Consider the following 17,942-nt stretch of genomic DNA (forward strand, 5'->3'; position numbering starts at 1 on the left):
CTGATGGAAAAACTGATTTCGTTTAAGAGCAATCCCGATCTCGGTTATCGTACGTCCGGTTCCGCAGCGGAAGTTGCCGCAGGAGATTTTCTCCACGATGAGATGAAAAGAATCGGCTTAAAAAACGTGCATAAGGATCCCGTCGTCGTAGACAATTTCGAATTTAAGCGGGCCGACATTTCTTACAAAATGCACAACGGGAATACGAGGAAAGTTTTGCTGTCGAGTTTCCAAGCAAGATGTTTGGCGGAAGATGAAAAAATAAAAATCGTTTATGTCAACAAGGGCAGAGATATCGATTATGAAAACAAAGATGTCGAAGGAAAATATGTTTTGATCGATATCAACATGGTCGACGATTGGTGGGTCAACTGGCCGGTTACGCAGGCAAAATTCAAAAAAGCGAAAGGCGTCATTATCGTTCAAATAGGCGGCTACTGTTCGTGGTCGAAAGACACTTTAGGCGTACAAGATATTTCCACGAACTGCGATCTCCCGACATTTTCAATGACGGTAAGGGAAGCCGAATTATTTAAAGAGCAATTAAAACTGCAAGGCGGAGAGATTGAAGCCGTTTTGAATGCGGAAGTGAGCGTTGTCAACAACGGCATTACAAATTGTATCATCGGTGAAATACCGGGAAAGACAGACGAAATCGTCTACCTCATCGGCCACTATGACGCATATTTTACGGCTTTTGCGGACAATACTTCCGGTATCGGCTGTATAATGGGAATATGCAAAGCATTGATCGAAGACGGCTATACACCCGAACGAACGCTGCGCGTATGTCTCCACGGAGCGGAAGAATGGGGCATCGAAGGTACCCGATACGATTGGGCGCGAGGCGCGACGATGTTGACGCACAAGCATCCCGAATGGAGCGACAACGGATTTTTATTGATAAATCTGGACGGCAATTTAATTAACGGTACTGCGACCGCCGTTCGGGTAAGAACTCCGTATGAAATGGCTGAAGGGATAGAAAAGATCGGCCAAAACATCGAAGGCAATATATATCCGTTCGGAACCTACAGCCCCATGTGGACGTGGACGGAAAGCTATATGTACGCCTGCCTCGGCATACCGACGATAGAAAGTTTTTATGAAGGAGTCAATTTTTGGCCTTCGTATCATTCGTCATCCGATCAAAAGTGGATAAACGATTATGACGACAGAACGTTTCTTTCTTCGCATATTTTATACGGTTCCATTTTACAGAAATTCGATAAACTACCGGTACGGCCGCTGAATTTTACGGCGCTGTACGAACACATGCTTGAGGAAATCGACGAAGCGAGTATGGGAGACACGAAGCAGCTTCGCGAAACGATCCTTAAAGCAAAAGACGTTGCCGCGCAGTTAAAGCAAAAAAACGATTCGTTTACCGAAATGAACGCTGCGACGCAAGCGTACAACAAAAAGATAAGCAAGATATTCGGAAAAGTCGTAAACGAATTGTTCGGCCTCGATTGGTTCGAGCAATACAATTTCATCCACGTACGGAACCGCAATAATATTCAGTATTTGACGGCAGCTATTGCAAGTATTAAATCCGGCAATATAGCGAAAGCTATGGACGAAGATTTGCGATACGTAGATCTCTGTTGGTACGGCTATCACTTCGACAGAGCGACGTATGATCTCTTGGTCGATCAAGTCATCGGAGATTCCGTGCCGTTTACCTGGGCGCAAGGAAAAGTTACGACGATAGCCGATATGTACGACATCGGCAGAGATCTTCAAAAGCTGCGCGACGGCGGAAGCGATAACTGCAACGATGTTATTGCAAAACTTGAAAGGGAACTTGCCGTTCAACGGTCGGAACTCAAAACGAATATTGCGGCGGAAATAAGCATTGTCGAAGAACTTATCGACATGATGAAAGCATGTATATAGCCGACGCGTTTTCGAAAACGGGATTTTAAAACGGTTTATCATGGAGGTGACAAATGATAAAAAACAAATCCGAATTTAAAGGACGTCATATCGAAGATATGAGAAACGCATTTGAACATAGGGCTTTGTGGCTTTATGTGCTGTACAAAGAAGCCGTGTCAGCGGGCTTGAGCGAAGACTTCGCGCGTAAAGCCATAAAAAAATGCGGCAATTTTCACGGCGCTCACAAATTTACACACACCGACGATTTTGAAATATTCCACAAAGAATTCGTCAATGACAATGTTAAGGATATTTTTCAAATGGAGGATACATGCACTGAGAGAGATTTGAGCGTGGATTTCCATTATTGCCCTTTGGTGTCGGCATGGAAAAAAATCGGGGCAAGCGATGACGAAATCGCACTCCTGTGCGATATCGCTATGGACGGCGACAGAGGGATATGCGAAGTGTTGGGGCTTGATTTTAAATTGGGAAAAACGATTGCAAAGGGAGACCCGATATGTGAAATCAGAATCAAGCAGCCGAACAAGCACAATACCGAATCGTAAAAAACTTTTATGGAGGTAGACAATGAAAGAAAAGAAAAAACTGATTTTGGACGCGTTTGACAACAAAGCCGTCAATCGCGTTCCCGTAGGGTTTTGGTGGCACTTTGCCGACGAATATCGGCAATTCCGGGGACTTATGGATGAAGGGATCGTTCAGGCGACAATCGACGGCACCAAAAAGCTGTACGACGACCTCAAGCCGGATATGGTAAAAATCATGTCGGACGGTTTTTTCGGACACCCGTCGATCATGGAAAACGATATCAACACTATCGACGACATAAAAAAAATCAAATCCATCGGAGCGTCTTCTCCGTGGTATGATAAGCAAGTCGATATGATCAACGAAATTCTCAAACATTTCGACGGCGAAATCGCAGCCTTTTACAACATCTTTGCACCGTTCAATTATATCCGCCTGTACACCGAATGCTATAAAAAGCGCCCTGAATTATTCGTGCAGCTGTTCAACGAAGATCCCGAAGCGATGCTCGCCGCATCTTTGGAAATCGCGAAAGACGTATCGGTTCTCGCGGATAAAATCAAAAAGAATACAAGCGTAGACGGCATTTACTACAGCGTACAAAGCGTACAATCCGAAAAAGCCGATTTGAACTTCCACAAGCGGTATGTGATGGAATCCGATCTTCAGGGTTTGAACGCAATAAACAAACTATGGGACAACAATATTCTGCATATATGCGGCTACGGAAGTTCTACGAACGATTTGTCTTTTTATAAAGAGTATAAGGCAAAAGTGTATAATTGGGCTGTCTATACCGAAAAAGTCCCGCTGTCGGAAGGAAAAAAATTCTTCGGCGGCGCGTGCGTTTTGGGCGGATTTGCAAACAGCAAAGGAACGATGCTCGATATTGGAAGCGATGCCGAAATCGAAAACCGCGTAAAGGAAATAATAGCGGATGCGGGAAGCGTCGGCGTTATCATAGGTGCCGATTGTACCGTTCCTCCGCAAGTAGGATACAAACGGCTTGACGAAGTAAGGAAGTACGCCGAAAAGTACAGCAAACGGTAGCGGAAAACGGGGACGAGCTGTGCGCGAATTCTTTTGCAAAAAAATTATCGATGCGCGTATCGGCCGTCCCTGCGTTTTCACAATACGGGTTTAAGAAATCGGCTGCCGGTTAATCCGAATACGGATTGTTCGGCGCTTTTAACTTCGAGTTTTCTTTTGAAAACTCGCGTATGTACGTGTGCGCTCGTGCGCACCGATTGCACATCTCCTAAATCTGAAGATTTACTCGCTGTGCAATTTTAAGGAAGGTTCAATTATGAAAAAAATGTTTTTCGGCGGAACTGTTTTGACGATGGATACGGACGATACCCAAGAAGCCGTAGTATTTGAAAACGATAAGATCGTATTTGTCGGCTGTGAACGAGAAGCAAAAGAAAAGTATCCCGATGCGGAATTAATTAACCTTAACGGAAAAACGCTTGTACCCGGATTTATAGATTCTCATTGTCATATGAGTTTTTCCGGCGAAATGATGACGCAACCGTCGCTTTTTGAAGCATCCTCAATAGCGGAAATTGTAGCGGGACTTCGGCAAGAATCGGACAAAGCTTCAAAAGACGAAGTTTTATTTATAAACGGATACGGCGGACACCCGATTGCGGAAAACAGGCCTATTACATTGGCAGAGATGGATAAAGCCGTTCCCGATCATCCGGTATTTTTGCGAACTGCGGGAACACACGGAACTTTTGTTAATACCAAAGCTCTGAAATTGATTATTGAAGAAGCGAAAAATGCGGGAATTGCCATAAGCGAAGAAGACAAGGCGGAAGGATTTTTACGGAACGAAGCCAATCTCTTTGCGTATTCGCTGCCGCCGAAATTGATGTCCGAAGAGCAAAAAAAGAAAGCGCGGGAAAAGATGATACACGAATGTATCAGCAACGGGATCACGGCTGTCCATACGATGGAAGGCCGAAGTCCCGTAAACGATCCCGACGTATTGGCTCTTTTGCGGGATAAAGATGAAATTCCTTTTCACTTGAGAATTTATTATCAAACTACCAACGTAGAAGAAGTCGTAAGACTCGGCTTAAAACAAATCGGCGGATGTTTTAGCTGTATTTTAGACGGTGACGTTGAACCGGGTACCGCCGCCTTCCGCGAGCCGTATATCGATAATCCTAAAAACTACGGTAACCTTTATTTTACGCAAGAACGGCTGGAGAATTTTTTCAGAGAAGCGCATAAAGCGGGACTGCAAATTTGTATGCATGCGATCGGAGACGCCGCTATAGAGCAGGCACTAAAGGCGTATAAAAAAGTCTTAACCGAATTTCCGAGAGAAAATCACAGACACAGGGTTGAGCACTTTGAAGTTTCCGCGTATGACTTGATGGATTTTGCAAAAGATTTGAAAGTAACCTTGGCTATGCAGCCCATATTCGACTACTATTGGCCGTCCGACACTTACGTACCTCACATAGGGCCGGAACGGGCTGCCATGAGATGCGCATTGCGCCCTGTTTTGGATAGAGGAATAATCGTCGGAGGCGGTTCGGATTCGCCGGTAACTTCGATGAATCCTCTGTTGGGTATTCATGCGGCCGTCAATCTCAGCGTACCCGCGTCAAGGATCAGCGTAAAAGAAGCGTTGAGAATGGTCACCATCGATGCGGCTTACCTCGGTTTTGAAGAAAATGAACGGGGAAGCATAAAAGCGGGAAAAGAAGCGAACTTTGTCATTTTATCCGATAATCCGCTGGAGCATCCGAAAGACAAGCTGGATAAGATACAAATTTTGGAAACCGTTTACCGCGGAAAAACCGTGTGGGTAAACAAATGAAAACTTGCGGAAATTCCCGGCTTTGAGATTTTTTTTAGATATATAATTTTTTTATGGGCAATACTATGCTGAAAGATATGGAAGAATACGTTGTCGCTCAGCGGCGGCGCTTTCACAAAATACCGGAACTTTCTTTAAAGGAAAAAGAAACGGCCGAAAACATTCGGGACGAACTGAAAAAATCGGGTGTGTCGTATGAACCGGTCGGCGAATACGGAACGGTTGCATGTATCAAAGGCGATCTGCCCGGTAAAACCTATGCGTTTCGTGCCGATATCGATGCACTGCCTATCGACGAAGATACCGGTCTCTCTTTTAAATCGACGCACGAAGGCTGTATGCACGCATGCGGTCATGACGGACACATTGCGATTCTTTTGGCTTTCGCCCGGGAACTCGCGGCCATGCGCGCCGAACTTGCCGGTACCGTCTATCTGTGTTTTCAGCAAGCCGAAGAAATCGCGCAGGGACACGAAGCGATCATCGCGTATCTCAAAACCGTCGGAAAGTTGGAAGCCGTCATCAGTTCGCATCTATGGGCGGATATCCCCGCCGGTAAAATGGCGCTGCAAGCAGGCGCGGTTATGGCCGGAATGACGAGCTTTCACATTACCGTAACGGGAAAAAGCTGTCACGGATCAAGACCCGATCAGGGGATCGATCCGATAAATGCAGGCGCACTCATTATCGGGGAAGCGTTCCGTATTAAAGACAGGGAATTCAATCCGCTTCGGAACAGTACGCTCAGCTTCGGATCGTTTCACTGCGGAACGGCGACCAATATCATTCCCGACCGGGCAGAACTCGGCGGAACGATGCGGTATTTTTCGGATAGTGGAAAAGCACATCTGTTTTCCATCGTCGACCGAAGCTGTAAAGCGGCGGAAATATTGACGGGAGCAAAAGTCGAATGGAAATCGACTGCCGAACTTCCGCCGGTCGTAAACGACGCCGCTTCCGTCGAAAAAGCGCTGCCGGCGGCCGAAGCCGTTTTCGGGAACGAAAACGTCATTCCGTTTGAAAAAATTATGGGATCGGATAATTACGCTTGTTATTTGCAGGAATTCCCCGGTTTCTATGCATTTATCGGTATCAGAAACGAAGCGAAAGGGATCGGGTACGCGCACCACAGCAGTAAATTCGATATGGACGAATCGGCACTGGCAAATGCCGTTCGATTTTATATCGATTTTATACGAAGAAAATAATCGGTACCGCTACCCCCATGCATCAAATGCAAACAAACTGCAATCGATAAGATCTATTCGAGCCTATCGTCCCGTCGGCAAGGCAATCGAAAAGCCCCGTGCGGTAAACACAGGTAAAACAATCGTCCCCTACTCTTCGCTCATGCCGAGAATCTTCCGAGCGCGTTCTCCGTTTGCCCCCGATTTTTTATCGTTCGCAAGAGAGACGACGGCGACGGAAGCGGAAGCGTATTTCGCTTTAGCGTACATATCGAGACCGAGACTCACCGTCGCCGCATCTTTTGAAAGCAAAAAATCGCGGCAGATATCCGCATAGCCCGCTCGCGCGTACTTTGCAAAGAGTTTTCCGAGCGCGTAGCGGAGCTGCTTCCGTCTATCGTCTTTGAGCGTTTCTCCTGCAAGGGCGAGTATCTCTTTTTCACCGACCGAGCCTTGAGAAACGAGCGCTTTTGCCGCATCCGCCTTTGCCGTATCGCCTGACTTCGGATCGGAGACGATCTCTATGAGGCAGCCGTTTCCGTCTTTTGTGCCGAGAGATGCGAGCGCATCGTAGCACGCATTTTTGACGACTTTTTCTTTATCGTTTTTTGCACGGTAGACGAGGTACGGAGACGCTTCGGTAAATTTGAGTTTTTTTACTGCGGCTATCGATTCGAGGCGCACTTTATAGTGTTCGTCGCGGATGCCCTGCACGATGACTTCTTTCGCCTCACCGCTTCCGGGATAGTGAGACAATCCTTTTATGACGTACTGGCGGAAATTCGGATCGGATGATTCGTAGAGTTCGGCAAGGATCGGAATCGATTCGCTTTTTTGCATCGCGCCGATCGCTTCCGCTGCGTACATCCGCACAAAAGCGTTTTCGTCTTCATTTTGCGCAATCGAAACGAGCTTCGCCCACGTTTCAGTTGCATGCAGTTTTCCGAGCACGCGAGCGAGCGCTTGTTTTTGAGGCACGGTCAAATCATCGCGGTCGATATAGCCGGCAAGATACTGCGCTTCTTCCGGCCCGCCGATTTCTCCGATCGTCGTAAGCGCGGCTTGAAAATACGCGTCGCTGTCCGTATCCAAAAGGGCGAGAACTGCCGGAAGCGCTTCTTTGCACTTTACCGCGGAAACGTAGCGGAACACCGCTTCGACCGTGCTGTTTTTCGTATCGTAGGGATCGTCCAAAACGCCGACGGCATAATCCTCCAAACACGGATCTTTCAGATGCGTAAAATATTCGAGAATCTTTTCGCGAACTTGCGAAGAGCGCGTCGTATGAAATAAATCGTACGCGTCGTCCGAAAAGCGGGGATCGTCGTTGTCGATACATTTTTGCAAAAGCGACGTGATTTCGGGCGACACGCCGTAGCGGAACGTATCGCGGTATTCTTTTACGGTGTCGGAGCTTTTATCGGAAAGAGCGGCTTTTTCGCTCTTTTCTTTATCGGGAGCTGCCGGGCGCTTCGCTTCGGGTATCGTGACGGCTTTTTTGAATTTGGAAGCGCCGTCGACAGAAGTTCCGGCCGGTGCCGCGCTTTGCGCCGAAGAAGTCGAAGCGCTTTGGGCAAAAGCCGAAGCGCTCTTGCCGGCGGGAACACGGCAAAAGGGCTGCAGCACAAAAAAAGTCAGGGCAGCTGCGGCATAGTGTATCTTCATAGGCAATCCTCGATCCGGTGATTTATTATCCGTTGTTTATATTATCGGATGGTTCCGGTGCCGAATCGCGCAAGAAAATCGCGCTTATACTCTAAAAACCTGTTCTCTTCGATCGCGTTACGGATTTCGCCCATCATCGCGTGAAGAAAATAGAGATTGTGATACGATGAAAGCATCGCACTGAGTATTTCCTGCTCTTTGAAAAGGTGACGGAGATAGGCGCGGGAATAGGTGCGGCACACTTTGCACGTGCACTCGGCATCTATCGGAGAAAAATCGTGCGCAAAGCGTTCCTGTTTTATCGACAGCATACCGTCGTGCGTAAAGTACGAACCGTTGCGCGCGTTGCGCGTCGGAAGCACGCAGTCGAACATATCGATGCCGGAGGCGACCGCTTCGAGTATGTATTCGGGCGTACCGATTCCCATAACGTATTTCGGTTTCGCTTCGGGTAAGTATTGCACCGTATACCGCAAAAAGCGCGCGAACTCTTCAGCGGGTTCTCCGACGGAAAGACCGCCGATCGCGATGCCCGCCGTATCGAGAGACGAAACGAAGAGAGCGCTTTCTTTGCGGAGATCTTCAAAAAAATTACCCTGAACGATCGGAAAAAGAAAACCGCGATAGCCGCGCTCGGTCTCCCGCTTCCACGCGGAAAGCGCCCGCTTCGCCCAATCCGTCGTAATCGCCAGAGCGCGCTCGGCTTCTTTTCTGCCTTCATTCCAGCCCGTGCACACGTCGAGCTGCATTTGAATATCGCTGTTGAATTTCGTCTGCGTTTCAACGACGTTTTCGGGCGTAAAAAAGTGCCGCGAACCGTCAATGTGACTTTGGAACGCGACACCTTCAGCGCCGATCTTCCGAAGCTTTGCGAGCGAAAACACTTGGAAACCGCCGGAATCGGTGAGAAAATTTTTTTGCCACTTCGAAAAACCGTGCAGCCCGCCCGCTTCTCTTATCAAATCGGGACCGGGGCGCAAAAAAAGGTGGTAGGTATTGGCGAGGATGATTTCAAAACCGATCTCTTCGAGCGATTCTTTCGACACGGCTTTGACCGTCGCATTCGTTCCGACCGGCATAAAGACGGGAGTTCGAACAGTGCCGTGCGGCAGCGTCAACAGCCCCGTCCGCGCCGAGCCGTCGGAACTCGTATGGTGCACTTCAAAAATATTCACTTTTATGTCCTCGTAAAGCGCAAAAGGAGAGCGCTCGCTATGATAAACAGGATAACCGGAAACCACGCTCCGGAAAAGGCGGTTATATAACCGAACTTTGCAAGGAGCATCGTAATCATCTGTGTCACGTAAAACAAAACCGCAGCTCCGATCGAAAGCGCGAGACTTATGAGCATGACGTTTTTTCTCGATCGCCCGGAAAGACCGATTGAGAGGAAGACGACGATAAACACGATAAACGGAAACGCAAACTTTTTGTAGTACAGCGAAAGCGCTTCTCCGAACGGCAGCCCCGTCCGCATCAAGTGTTCGATGTATTCTTTCGCTTCGCGCACCGTAACCTCTTCGACCGAAACGACGTTGTTCCGAAACGTTTCAAAAGGCTCTGTGAGGCGGGAAGTAAAAGCGGCGTCGGGAACACTGCGCGTAACCGTCCCGCCTGCAAGCGAAAACTGCACCGCGTTTTGCAGTCTCCAGCGATCCGTATCCCACAGCGCGGAATCGGCGTGAATGACGGCTTTAAGTTTTTTATCGTCGCCTCGAAAAATACAATACAGATCGTAAAGCCGCTTTTGCGCATCGTCGTAGACGGCGGCCTTATAGATGAGATTGCCCCCTTCGGCGAGGATGACTATCGCATCGTTGTCGAGCGTTTTTTCCTGATTCAAAACGGTGCTTTGCAGCTTTTGCTTTTGCGCATAGGTAGTGACGGCGAGCGCGTCGTCGAGAAAAAACAAACCGAAACTCAAAACGAGCGACAAAAGTAAAAGCGGAGCTGTAAAACGGAAAAGAGAAACGCCCGACGCAAACACGGCCGTAAGCTCGTTGTTCGCATAGAGAGCGCTCAGCGTATAAGATGAAGCGAAGAGGATACCCATGGGGACGGCGTACCAAATCGTTTTCGGCGTATAGAGCGCCATGATTTTAAACACGACGGAAGCCGGCACTTGATTTTGAATATAGCGCCACAAGTTTATCAAAAGATCGACGAGATTTAAAACGATCGCCGAAAAAAATACGGCGCCTAAAAAGACGGGCAAAAACCGTTTAAATAAATATTTTACGAGCGTCATCGCTTTTTCAGCGCGATATAAAACGCCGCCCCCGCCGCGCCCGTAACGATATTCGGAATCCACATGCTCCAAAATCCGTTAAAGCCGTTTCTGCTCGATGCGTACTGGCCGAGTATCATCATCGTCCAATACAAAAAGCTGATGATGATTCCGACGATCATACCGATCGTTTGCCCGTTTTGTCTGCCGAACAAAAACGCAAGCGGCAGCGCGAGGAGCGCGAAAAAAAGCGAGCCGAACGGCAGCGAAAATTTTTTATTGTATTCGAGCGTATAGTTGTTGAGCGTGCGTTTATCGGTATCGGCGTTTTTTTTCATATCGCGCAGCGCCCTTCCCAAATCGTAAGACGTCATTTCACGCGGGCTCGTACTTCCGCCGTCGCTGAAAAAAGCGCTTTCAAAAAGATTGAACGTCACCGTATCCGACGAAAGCCGGTCGTAATCGGAAAACGAATTCGCGCCTAAAAAGAGCGAGAGCGCATCGGTCATCGTAAGCTGCATGAGTACGCCCTCTTTGCGCACCGATTTCAGCTCCGATTCGCCTGCAGAAATGACGCGCACTCTCCCGTCGCTTCCCGTATCGATGATGACGAGGTCGGAAACTTTCGTGTCGGATACGTCCCCAGTGACAAGCGTCGCTGTATTGAGGCGCTTTACCGAATGAGACTCGAGGGCGACGGCGGGGTTCGACGACAAAATCATACGGCGCAGACGGTTGTAGCGGATCGTGCCGAGCGGCAAAAGATAATCGTTTACAAAAAAGGATGCAATCGAAATGACGAACCCCATGACGAGCACCGGAGTCAAAATGTGAGCGTAGCTGAAGCCCGATGCCCGGAAAATAATAATTTCGTTGTCGCTCATAAAGCGTCCCAAACACATGAGAAAGCCGACGAGAGTGGCAAAGGGGGAAGACTGCGCGACGATAAAGGGCAGGCTGTACGTCATAAGCTTTACGACGTCCCACACGGGAGCGCCCTGCCTCAAAATATTTTCCGCGATGAGTAAAATCTGATTGACGAAAAAGATTGTAAAGAAAAATAAAAATGCGACGGAAAAATACAGCAAAAGCTCGCGCACGAGATAGCGCGTAAGAACGTGGGAACGGAGAGAACTACCGAAAAGCTTTGTCCGAACGGATTGCGCACAATCGGTAAAACGATTTTTCAAGACGGAAAGATACCTTCGAAACGCGGAAAAATACCTGCGAAGTGCGGCGCAATACGAGCCGCCAGAATCGGCGCCCCCGCGCTTCATACGTTTACTCCGGTAGAACCGAAGCCGCCCTCCCCGCGTACGGTTTCATCGAGAAAATCCGCTTTGACGAAATTCGCCTGCGTAACGGGCGCAATAACGATTTGCGCGATGCGGTCGCCGTTTTGCACGACAAAGGGTTCTTTTCCGAAATTGACGAGGATGACTTTCACTTCGCCGCGGTAGTCGCTGTCGATCGTACCGGGCGCATTTAAAACCGTAACGCCGGACTTCGCTGCAAGCCCCGAACGCGGCCTCACTTGCGCTTCAAAGCCTTCGGGAATTGCAAAGCATAAGCCCGTCGGAATGAGCGCAAAGGCGCCGCGCTCTATCGTTACGGGAGACGGGAGAAACGCGGATATATCCGCGCCCGCGGCTCCTTCCGTTTTGTATTCGGGAAGAAGAGCGCCAGAAAGCGCGGTACACGCAACGGCGACCGGTTTTGTCACGGCTCTTTCCTCGTTCGTTATTTCGCCTGTTCGTCGAGCGCGTCGATGTACGAAAGGTTCAGCCGTCCCATCTTATCGACTTCGAGCAGCTTTACGGGAATCTGCTGGCCTTCTTTAAGCACATCGGTAACTTTTTCGACGCGGGAATGCGAAAGCTTTGAAATATGGCAAAGCCCTTCTTTTCCCGGAAGGATTTCGACGAAGGCGCCGAAGTCCATAATGCGCTTGACGGTTCCGTTGTAGATCGTTCCCGGCTCCGGATCTTCGGTGATGCCTTTGACGGCTTTTTTCGCTTCTTCGGCGGCAGTACCCGTCTTTCCGTAAATCGTAACCGTTCCGTCGTCGTCGGTATTGATCGTAACATCGTAGTCGGCACAGAGCGCTTTGATATTTTTTCCGCCCGGTCCGATGAGCGCACCGATTTTGTCGACGGGGATTTTCATGGAAATGATCTTCGGCGCATAGCGGCTGATCGGCTGCGGCTTATCGATCGTCTTTTCCATAATCGACAAAATATGCAAGCGGCCGGCTTTTGCCTGAGCGAGCGCTTCGCGCATGATTTCGGTCGAAACACCCGCAATCTTTATGTCCATCTGGAAACCGGTGATGCCGTCTTTCGTTCCCGCGACTTTAAAATCCATATCGCCCAAGTGATCCTCTTCGCCGAGGATATCGGAAAGGATTTTATACTTTTCGTATTTCGGTCCGTCGGTGATGAGCCCCATCGCGACGCCCGCGACCATCTTTTTCATCGGCACACCGGCGGCAAGCAGAGAAAGACAACCGCCGCAAGTAGATGCTTGTGATGACGAGCCGTTCGATTCCATGATTTCCGAAACGACGCGGATCGTATACGGGAATTCGTCTCTGCCCGGCACCATAGGCGCGAGCGAGCGGCGGGCGAGGTTTCCGTGTCCGATTTCGCGGCGGCCGGTCATAAGCCTGCCGACTTCTCCGACCGAATACGGCGGGAAATTGTAGTGCAGGATAAAGTGTTCGCTTCTGTTTCCGTCGATATCGTCGTACGCCTGTTCGTCGAGCGTCGTACCGAGCGTCGTCACCGCGAGCGACTGCGTTTCGCCGCGCGTAAAGAGTGCCGAACCGTGCGGACGCGGCAGCACGTTGATTTCGCACGTGATCGGACGGATTTCGTCGCACTTGCGTCCGTCTATGCGCACGCCTTCGTCGAGAATCGCTTTGCGCAGCAGTTTATACTGAATGTCGTCCATGAGCGCGCCGAAGAGTTTTTTCTGCACTTCGTCCGAAAGCTGTTCGGCGTATTTTTCGGCGATTTTATTTTTGACCGCTTTGACTGCGGCGCTCCGCTCCATTTTGCCGTCACGGAAACACGCTTCTTTCATGAGCGGCGTCGCTTCGGCTTCGATCGCTTCCGCATTTGCAAGCGTCACCGAAAGAGGCGCGAGCGGAAGCTTTTCTTTGCCGCACAATTTTTGCAGCTTTTCCTGCAGTCGGCACATCTCCGTGATAAAGCCCTGCGCTTTTTCGAGCGCGCCGAGCATCACGTCTTCCGACGCTTCGTTCGCGCCGCCTTCGACCATCGTAAAGCCCTCGGCTGTACCCGCGACGACGATTTCCAAATCGGCCTTTTCGATTTGCGCAAACGTCGGGTTGACGACGTATTCGCCGTTCAAATATGCGACGCGGCAGGCGGCGACAGGCCCGTGAAACGGAATGTCCGAAATCGTCACCGCAGCGCTCGCCGCGATAACCGCAATGATATCCTGCGTATGAACGCCGTCGGCGGAAACGCAGGTCGGCACGATTTGAATTTCGCGTCCGAATGCCATTTCGAACAGTGGCCGCATCGGCCGGTCGATAAGGCGCGAGACGAGGATTTCTTTATCTTTCGGCCGCCCTTCCCGCTTTACAAAGCCGCCGGGAATCTTTCCCGCAGCGTAAAATTTTTCGTTGTAATCGACGGTGACCGGAACGTAATCCATACCCTCAACCGCATCGTGCGATGCGCACACCGTCGCAATGACCGCCGCTCCGCCCCACTGAGCGAATACGCAGCCGTTTGCCTGTTTGCCTATCCTTCCCGTCTCCAAAATCAAGTCGGCGTCTCCGACTCTCGCAGTTACTCTTTGTACCATCTTGTCCTTCTCAATTCTTTGTCGTTCTTTTCCGAAATTACTAATCAATAAAATTCATGTTCACGTGCATCGGCCGGAATGCCGACCGATATCGCAAAAGCTATTTAAGGTTCAATTTCGAGTTTTTCGAAACTCGAAATTTTCCATCCTCTTTGCTCACCAACTGAAGGGCAAGTTTGGAAAGTAAATTAAATTATGCTTACGGCGAGGTTCCGGCTGCGTGCCGTTTCGAGCGTTAGGCTTACGGAAGCCTGTCTTAAAAAGCTCGACCGCGGCTAAGCGGACGGGTTCTCACCGTAAGCACAGCTTTAGTAGCTGATACTTTCCAAACTCGACATTCGACCTATAAAAAAAGCCTGCGCCGCCAGAGCAAGCGGTCATGCAGGCTTTTTTGCTTGCGTTATTTACGGATACCGAGCTCTTTGATAAGAGAGCGGTACGCTTCGAGGTTTGTCCGCTCGAAATATTTTAAGAGCTTCCGCCGAGCACCGACGATTTTCAGCAGCGCACGCTTTGCGCTTTTGTCTTTCGGAAAGGCGCGTTCGTGCTCCGTGAGCTGCTGGATGCGTTCGGTAAGCAGGGCGACCTGCACTTTTGTGTTGCCGGTGTCGTGTTCGTTTACACCGTATTTTGCGATAACGGCGGATGCCGCTTCTTTCGAGAGTGCCATTCGTATACTCCTATTCTTTTATCGTTCTTATAAATTCTACAGCCTTTATATGCCGCACGTCTTTTTGCAAATTCTCAAGGCGAAGGATATGAGATTCTGCCGTAAAGCGGGCTTCCGCTGTATATCCGTCGGCTATGACCCGAACGCCGTAAGTACCGCGTTCGGGCAGCACTTGCGCAAAAGCGCTTCGTTCTGCCGTAAGCGCGCATCCGTCCTTTTTCCAAACGGAAGCCGAACAGTCGAGCACGTATTTTCTGCCGAGCATGGCTTCGCCCGAACGGATATCACCTTCGAAAATACGCAGACGGATAAGCGAAGAGCTTACACGCTCACCTTCATACAGCGTCGGTTCCGGAAACTCCGAAACGATGCCGCTTTCGAGGGAAAACGCGCGGATTTCTTTCATGCCGTATGCACCGCGGTAACCGCAGCGGAAATCCCATCCTTCCGCGATGAATTTCATGCCGCAGCCGTGCACGAGCATCGATAAAAAACTGCGTCCTTCTATTTTACCGAATTTATCGGAAAAGTCAATCAGTATCGCGAACGCCATGCCGCGCGCTTCTATGACCGAAAGCCGTTGCGCGAGCGTCGAAAGATCACCCTCGTAAAATCCCTCGGATTTGAAAGCGCCGAGCGATTGCTTAAACGCGACGACACCGGGTGTAAGGCCGTCTTTTTCCGCTTCAGCTCGGACGAGGGCGAACAGCGAATCGTGCCCGATATGAGGGCCGTCGAAGTTGCCGACCGTGAGCGCCGTACCGCGCGCGAACACATCGGGGACATCCCTTTTTCCGGCGATGACACTTTCGATCTCTTCCCACGTAAAACGTATCATGACGGCATACTCTATCACATTTCGAAAAAAATGTCGCGCCGAAAAAATACGTGCCGCAGAGTGCGGACAATGTACAAAACGCGCTATTCCGGTTATCATAGAACCATGCCGCGAAATTACGTTACGGAGGCGATCGTTTTTTCGGTAAAGCCGCTCGGAGAACTTAACAGCTCGGTTTGCTTTTTGACAAAAGAGCGCGGCACGGTCTACGCGACGCTCTACGGAGGGGCAAAGAGCAAACTGCGCTCCCTCGTTTCCGTGTGGAACGCGGGTACGGCGTATTTTTACTGCAAAGAAGCGGACAATTTCGAACGCAACGTAAAGATATCGGATTTCGATGTAAAACGCTATCACCTTTCGTTCCGCGAAAACCTCTACAAGTCCTATGCGGCCTCTCTCGCGGCGGAACTCGTCATCAAAACGAAGTGCGCCGGCAGTTTCGAATCGTGCTGGCGCCTCGCGTCGGGATTTTTCGACGGTCTTGAAATCGCACAAGGCAGTCAATGCGAGCGGGGTCTCGTCCGCTTTTTATGGCGCTATATGGAACTGCTCGGCATTCAAAGCGACGCTTCATCGTGCGCGTCGTGCGCTCGCAGTTTTGACACTGGAAATTTGACGGGCGATGCGGTAGTATACAATGCGGCTGAAAACGGTTTTTTCTGCCCTTCGTGCGCCGACCGAAACGAAAGCGCGCACCGCTTTACGCTTTCTTTAGACGCCGTACGCTATCTCGACGCGGTTTCGCATTTGAGTCCGCACGACTCTCGTGCACTCGAACTGTCGGACGGAGCGCTCGGAGAGCTCAAACGGCTCGTCTTTTTTCTTTCGGAACAGGCGGCCGGCACAAAATTACAATCGCTTGCAACAGGGATGGGTATATTATGAAAGCGACGGATATCATTGCAAAAAAACGCGGCACCTTTGTCCGCGGCGAAGACGGAACGCAAAAGATCGCACAAAGTACCGCTCTCACACGCGAAGAGATCGCGTTTATGGTTTCGGGCTATGTCGCGGGGACGATTCCCGATTATCAAATCGCTTCGTGGCTTATGGCGATCTATTTTAACGGCATGACATTCGAAGAAACGGGTATGCTCACCGACGTCATGCTCCGCTCGGGCGATGTCATCGACTTGAGAGCCGCCCGTCTTTCCGGCCCCTTTGTCGATAAACATTCAACCGGCGGCGTCGGAGACAAGATTTCGCTCCCGCTTGCGCCGATCGCGGCGTGTTGCGGCGTACAGGTTCCGATGATGAGCGGGCGCGCGCTCGGCTATACGGGCGGCACTCTCGACAAACTCGAATCGATCGAAGGCTATCGAACCGATCTCACCCCTGAAACCTTTGCAAAACTTATCGCTAAGACCGGCTTTGCGATGACGGGGCAAACGAAAAAGATCGTCCCCGCCGACAGGCTTTTGTACGCGCTCCGAGATGTGACGGGAACCGTAGAATCGGTGTCTCTCATCACGTCGAGTATATTATCGAAAAAGGTTGCGGAAGGAAGCGATGCGCTCGTTTTCGACGTAAAGTGCGGTTCGGGCGCATTTATGAAATCGATGTACGATGCGGAATCCCTCGCTCTCTCGCTCGTAAAAACGGCGTCCGCTATGGGCAAAAAAGCGTCCGCTTTCATCACCGGCATGGACACGCCGCTCGGAAAAAAAGTCGGAAACTTTCTCGAAATCGAAGAGACGATCGAGTGTCTCGAAGGACGCGGACCCGAAGACGTTATGGAAGAAACGTACGCGCTTTGCAGTGAAATGCTTTTGCTCGGAAGCAAAGCGAAAACGGAAGCGGACGCCCTCGCTCAATGCAAACATGCAGTCGAATCGGGGGCGGCGCGCGAAAAGTTTTTGCAAAACGTCGAAGACCAGGGCGGGAATCCTGCAAAGCTCCTTTCGGAAATCGGAAAGAGGCGTTCGCCCCATCACGCATCGCTCGAAGCTCAAACAAGCGGCTTTCTCACGCTCGACTCTCTTTCAGTCGGTCTTGCGGGGATCGATTTGGGCGTCGGACGAAACAAAACGAGCGATGCCGTATGCCCCGACGCGGGCTTTATCGTGCATGCGAAAACGGGAGACTTCGTGCAGAAGGGGGATCGCATCCTCGACATATACGGAAAAGACGAAGCGTGTCTTACGAGCGCGAAACGAAAAATCGAAGACACACTCGCCTACTCCGACACGGCTCCCGATAAAAAACCGCTCATACTGAAAACGATACGGCAGTAAAAAATTGACCACATT

Annotated in this window: 15 protein-coding genes; 7 read left to right on the top strand and 8 right to left on the bottom strand. The window is 50.2% G+C overall.

All coding sequences use genetic code 11. The annotated features are described in order from the left end of the window. Positions 1 to 3: 3 nt before the first annotated feature. The 5 genes from IZU26_RS05265 to IZU26_RS05285 all read left to right on the top strand — a co-directional run bounded on the left by IZU26_RS05265 (position 4) and on the right by IZU26_RS05285 (position 6,477). Positions 4 to 1,899, top strand: coding sequence for a M28 family peptidase (locus IZU26_RS05265; protein ID WP_162147019.1), 1,896 nt, complete (start codon positions 4 to 6; stop codon positions 1,897 to 1,899). A gap of 53 nt (positions 1,900 to 1,952) precedes the next feature. Further along, a complete protein-coding gene (locus IZU26_RS05270; protein ID WP_021331449.1) occupies positions 1,953 to 2,450 on the top strand; it encodes an L-2-amino-thiazoline-4-carboxylic acid hydrolase in 498 nt (165 codons plus the stop codon). Positions 2,451 to 2,472: 22 nt separating this feature from the next. After that, positions 2,473 to 3,483 (top strand): uroporphyrinogen decarboxylase family protein, encoded by a 1,011-nt coding sequence (locus IZU26_RS05275; RefSeq protein WP_021331500.1) that lies wholly within the window; start codon positions 2,473 to 2,475, stop codon positions 3,481 to 3,483. A gap of 256 nt (positions 3,484 to 3,739) precedes the next feature. After that, positions 3,740 to 5,269: an amidohydrolase gene (locus IZU26_RS05280; protein WP_433277326.1), complete on the top strand. Its 1,530-nt coding sequence runs from the start codon at positions 3,740 to 3,742 to the stop codon at positions 5,267 to 5,269. A 53-nt stretch (positions 5,270 to 5,322) separates the two neighbouring features. Continuing rightward, positions 5,323 to 6,477: a M20 metallopeptidase family protein gene (locus IZU26_RS05285; RefSeq protein WP_433277328.1), complete on the top strand. Its 1,155-nt coding sequence runs from the start codon at positions 5,323 to 5,325 to the stop codon at positions 6,475 to 6,477. 129 nt (positions 6,478 to 6,606) lie between these two features. Here IZU26_RS05285 and IZU26_RS05290 read toward each other — a convergent pair whose 3' ends face one another. The 8 genes from IZU26_RS05290 to IZU26_RS05325 all read right to left on the bottom strand — a co-directional run bounded on the left by IZU26_RS05290 (position 6,607) and on the right by IZU26_RS05325 (position 15,693). After that, positions 6,607 to 8,121, bottom strand: a complete 1,515-nt coding sequence (locus IZU26_RS05290; protein ID WP_433277330.1) for a HEAT repeat domain-containing protein — start codon at positions 8,119 to 8,121, stop codon at positions 6,607 to 6,609. A 41-nt stretch (positions 8,122 to 8,162) separates the two neighbouring features. Beyond that, positions 8,163 to 9,296 carry a tRNA guanosine(34) transglycosylase Tgt gene (gene tgt, locus IZU26_RS05295; protein WP_433277332.1) on the bottom strand — a complete coding sequence of 378 codons (1,134 nt, stop codon included), beginning with the start codon at positions 9,294 to 9,296 and terminating at the stop codon, positions 8,163 to 8,165. 2 nt (positions 9,297 to 9,298) lie between these two features. Continuing rightward, positions 9,299 to 10,369 (bottom strand): LptF/LptG family permease, encoded by a 1,071-nt coding sequence (locus IZU26_RS05300; protein ID WP_433277334.1) that lies wholly within the window; start codon positions 10,367 to 10,369, stop codon positions 9,299 to 9,301. Then, positions 10,366 to 11,625 (bottom strand): LptF/LptG family permease, encoded by a 1,260-nt coding sequence (locus tag IZU26_RS05305; protein WP_433277336.1) that lies wholly within the window; start codon positions 11,623 to 11,625, stop codon positions 10,366 to 10,368. Before IZU26_RS05305 ends, IZU26_RS05300 begins: the two co-directional genes overlap by 4 nt. Next, the gene (gene dut / locus IZU26_RS05310) at positions 11,622 to 12,071 is read right to left on the bottom strand and encodes a dUTP diphosphatase (protein WP_277056376.1); all 450 of its coding nucleotides are present in this window, start codon (positions 12,069 to 12,071) and stop codon (positions 11,622 to 11,624) included. The genes IZU26_RS05305 and dut overlap by 4 nt, the downstream gene beginning before the upstream one ends. 17 nt (positions 12,072 to 12,088) lie before the next feature. After that, the gene (pnp, locus tag IZU26_RS05315) at positions 12,089 to 14,185 is read right to left on the bottom strand and encodes a polyribonucleotide nucleotidyltransferase (protein ID WP_433277338.1); all 2,097 of its coding nucleotides are present in this window, start codon (positions 14,183 to 14,185) and stop codon (positions 12,089 to 12,091) included. A 400-nt stretch (positions 14,186 to 14,585) separates the two neighbouring features. After that, positions 14,586 to 14,855, bottom strand: a complete 270-nt coding sequence (gene rpsO / locus IZU26_RS05320; protein ID WP_016520482.1) for a 30S ribosomal protein S15 — start codon at positions 14,853 to 14,855, stop codon at positions 14,586 to 14,588. Positions 14,856 to 14,865: 10 nt separating this feature from the next. Beyond that, positions 14,866 to 15,693, bottom strand: a complete 828-nt coding sequence (locus IZU26_RS05325; RefSeq protein ID WP_433277340.1) for an FAD synthetase family protein — start codon at positions 15,691 to 15,693, stop codon at positions 14,866 to 14,868. A 105-nt stretch (positions 15,694 to 15,798) separates the two neighbouring features. On the opposite strand from IZU26_RS05325, the gene recO reads away from it, so the two are divergent. Further along, positions 15,799 to 16,578 carry a DNA repair protein RecO gene (recO, locus tag IZU26_RS05330; RefSeq protein WP_433277342.1) on the top strand — a complete coding sequence of 260 codons (780 nt, stop codon included), beginning with the start codon at positions 15,799 to 15,801 and terminating at the stop codon, positions 16,576 to 16,578. Beyond that, entirely contained in the window at positions 16,575 to 17,927 is a 1,353-nt protein-coding gene (locus tag IZU26_RS05335) for a thymidine phosphorylase (RefSeq protein WP_433277344.1), read from the top strand. The genes recO and IZU26_RS05335 overlap by 4 nt, the downstream gene beginning before the upstream one ends. Positions 17,928 to 17,942: the final 15 nt, after the last annotated feature.

This window comes from Treponema sp. SP13 (genome assembly GCF_050938355.1).
In the GTDB taxonomy this organism is placed as follows: Bacteria; Spirochaetota; Spirochaetia; order Treponematales; family Treponemataceae; genus Treponema_D; species Treponema_D socranskii.